This window comes from Exiguobacterium sp. A1_3_1 (assembly GCF_048985645.1).
GTDB classification, from domain to species: domain Bacteria; phylum Bacillota; class Bacilli; order Exiguobacteriales; family Exiguobacteriaceae; genus Exiguobacterium_A; species Exiguobacterium_A indicum.
Window position 1 is genome coordinate 1 of the sequence record NZ_WBYY01000260.1, and the last position, 3,033, is coordinate 3,033.

General features: G+C 45.6%; 4 protein-coding genes. 2 read left to right on the top strand and 2 right to left on the bottom strand.

From position 1 onward, the window contains the following. Nucleotides 1-324: 324 nt before the first annotated feature. Both F8N00_RS17350 and F8N00_RS17355 read right to left on the bottom strand, forming a co-directional pair. Nucleotides 325-711 (bottom strand): hypothetical protein, encoded by a 387-nt coding sequence (locus F8N00_RS17350; protein ID WP_075642260.1) that lies wholly within the window; start codon nt 709-711, stop codon nt 325-327. A gap of 44 nt (nt 712-755) precedes the next feature. Next, the gene (locus tag F8N00_RS17355; RefSeq protein WP_421018676.1) at nt 756-1,616 is read right to left on the bottom strand and encodes an alpha/beta fold hydrolase; all 861 of its coding nucleotides are present in this window, start codon (nt 1,614-1,616) and stop codon (nt 756-758) included. 242 nt (nt 1,617-1,858) lie between these two features. Between F8N00_RS17355 and F8N00_RS17360 the strand changes: the two genes are divergently transcribed. After that, a complete protein-coding gene (locus F8N00_RS17360; RefSeq protein ID WP_421018677.1) occupies nt 1,859-2,542 on the top strand; it encodes an ABC transporter permease in 684 nt (227 codons plus the stop codon). A 1-nt stretch (nt 2,543) separates the two neighbouring features. After that, the coding region (locus F8N00_RS17365) for an ABC transporter ATP-binding protein (RefSeq protein WP_421018678.1) at nt 2,544-3,033 on the top strand (490 nt) is incomplete at its 3' end.

A 3,033-nucleotide genomic window follows, 5' to 3' on the forward strand; every position in this document is an offset into this window, starting at 1 on the left:
TTGGGCTCGGAGATGTGTATAAGAGACAGGACCGTTACCGTATATCCTGCGTTTTTGAATTCGATGTACGCTTCCGCGAACTCAGACAACCAAAGTCCTGTTGCGTGTCCTTCCTTCATTTCTTTTGCGTTCGTGACGACCATTAAGATGTGTTTACTCATGATATGTTCCTCCTTTTTCGTTTGCCGATTGGCTACGTGATTAGAATACGCCCGCTTGAATCAAAAAACAAATTAATAAAAGTGAGCTTATCGATAAATAAATTTATGCTTTAAAATAAAAACTGCTTCCTACCATGACGGCGGAAGCAGTTTGAAAGATAGATTAACGTACGTCAGAAGAATAGTTAGAGAACATCGAGTGACTTCGTACCGTCACGATCACACTAGCAAGACTTGCGACCGTTCCAAGGACAGCGACGATGATCGTCGAGGATCCGTTCGGAATCAAGAAGCCGACGGGGATCAGTCCGACGAAACTGAAGACGATCAAGGATTGATAGACGACATTGATGATCTTCAGGACAGGATGTTCGAAAAATGATAGGACGAGCGGTGGTACGAATAAGAAGACAATTAGTCCAATCGCGAGGTAAACCGATAATGGCTCTTCAAACGAAATGGTGTTTCCAGTTGAGTGGCGTGCTGCGACAAGGATAGCGACGATAGCGACGCATAAGGTCACACAAACGAACGTTAACCGTTTTAACATATGAACCCCTCCTTTTTACTCTTATTCCATAATAAACTATTTTTTCAAATAGAAGACAATATTTTTCCGGCCGTCCAGTAGTGACGAATCGCTTTGATGATGATGTCAGGGCGATCCCAGTGTAATAGATGTCCTGTCTCGGGGACGAAATGGACCGTTGCTTGCGTCATCTCATGTAATCGGTTCGTTGCCTGCTGAAGGATCGATGCTTGATCTGTCGGTAACGTTGCGACGTACAACTGAATGTCCGCTGGTGGAACGTCCGGGAGGAAATCAAGAACATCCTCGTGGTGAAGCGCGCGTACGATCGCAGCAGCCGTCTCTCCTCGCGCATGCCAGTGGAATCGTCCTTCCTCCATCCGAAGGAGATCGGCACCAGCTAAATCGAGGGAGTGCGAGCGACGTGCATCCGGAGCATAGACAGCAACGTCTAAAAATTCGTCCCATGTTGAAACGGAATCCTCGAAATCTTGTTCATAAAAGGCGACTTCTTCCTCTACGGAAAGACCGTAAAGCCGTTTACTATGATAGCCGCCGTCAATTAAAATCGTGCCGAGCACACGATCCGCATGTTCAATCAAATAATACAGTGACAGAACACTTCCCCATGAGTGCGACAAGGCATAGAACCGCTTGACATCAAGGATGTGTAAGACTTCGTCGATCCAGTCCGTAAAGGGTTTCATGCGATAGTGTAGAGGATCTAAGAAAGCTGGTGTTTTGCCGTGACCGGGTAAATCAATCGCAATCAGACGGAATTCATCAGCGAGCGCTTCGGCGATTTCGATGAAGCTGAGACTCGTACTGCCGAGTCCATGAAAGCAGACAATCGTCGGAAGCTGTTCGGTTCCCCATTCCGTAATGTGGACGGATTGTTGCTGACAGGTGATCGTATAACGTTTCATTTGCCGTCTCCTTTTTTCTTTTACTGTACCATGAGGAGAATGTTGGGAATTGAAAAATAAGGAAACTTTCTTTAAGGAGTAGCGTAGAGTAAGATAACACGTCATTTACATAGAGGAGAATTCACATGGAAACCATCATCACGATGCTCTTAACAGCCGTTACCTTATATGGACTCGGTGTCCTTGTCACGAAAGTAAAACAACGCTTGCGTTAATCAAAAATATGTCCAAAGGAGTCCGTCATGTTTCCAATCGTAAAACAAGAATTCACGAGCAGCTTCAAAAGCATCAAAGCGATTCTATTGATTCTTTTTCTGACGATCACGTCCGTCTTCACAGCATCGTATTTGACGAGGCATCCGGAACTGCTTGCTGGCGTTAATCAACCGTCTGCCTATACTTCAAGCATTAAGTTCTTCATCCTGTTCTTCGGTTTTCTGTTCGTGGCTGCGTTATCACACGACATCATCAATCGTGAAATCGAGACACGGACGATTCGTTTACTGGTCACGAAGACGTCGCGTCTGCGAATCGTTTTGGAGAAGTTTCTCGGATCATTGTTATTCTGGTGCGCGACGCTTACGATCAATTTCCTGATTGTCTCGCTCTACGCGCAGCAATGGTTCTGGATCGATTATCTGACGGTTCTGATCGTCATCCTATACATCACCAGTTTCAACATCTTTTTATCTACGATGATTGCGAAGCCTGGTTTGACGATGTTTCTCGGTATATTTCTCGGGATTGTCGTCCCGATCATCGGTCTCTGGTCAGCGTTCTCGGAAAAATGGTACCTGGTACCGTTTCAATACATCTTGCCGTACCACGCTGTCATCATGTCTGGGACGTTATTAGTGTTACCTGTTTTATGGAGTGGGTTGTTTTTGACAGTCTCCTATCTCACGTTAAAGCGAAAGGATTTGTAATATGAGTGCGATTGAAGTAAATGGGTTGAAGAAATCGTTCGGTGCGAAGGAAGTCTTACGAGAAGTGAATTTGACGGTCGAACGAGGAGAAATCTTTGGTTTTTTAGGTCGTAATGGTGCTGGGAAATCGACGTTCATTCAGATTATAACCGGAATCACACAAGCGACAGGCGGAACCGTCGCACTTCTCGGTGAATCCGCTGATCGTCTGGATGCCATCAAACAACGGATCGGGGTCATGCCGGATACATCAAATCTGTATCATGATATGACGGCACGTGCGTTTCTTAACTATATGGCAGGATTATCAGGAGTTCGCATCACGAAGCAAGAAGTTAGAAGATTGCTTGAACAAGTCGGATTAAGCGGGACGGAGCGACAAAAAATCGGGAGCTTCTCGTTCGGGATGAAGAAAAAGATCAGTATCGCACAAGCGCTCACCGGAAATCCGGAATTACTCTTTTTAGATGAACCGACGTCCGGTCTTGATC

Excerpts from the sequence above, each read along its gene's own strand:
- F8N00_RS17350 (WP_075642260.1), bottom strand. The coding sequence starts at position 711 with ATGTTAAAACGGTTAACGTTCGTTTGTGTGACCTTATGCGTCGCTATC.
- F8N00_RS17355 (WP_421018676.1), bottom strand. The coding sequence starts at position 1,616 with ATGAAACGTTATACGATCACCTGTCAGCAACAATCCGTCCACATTACG.
- F8N00_RS17360 (WP_421018677.1), top strand. The coding sequence starts at position 1,859 with ATGTTTCCAATCGTAAAACAAGAATTCACGAGCAGCTTCAAAAGCATC.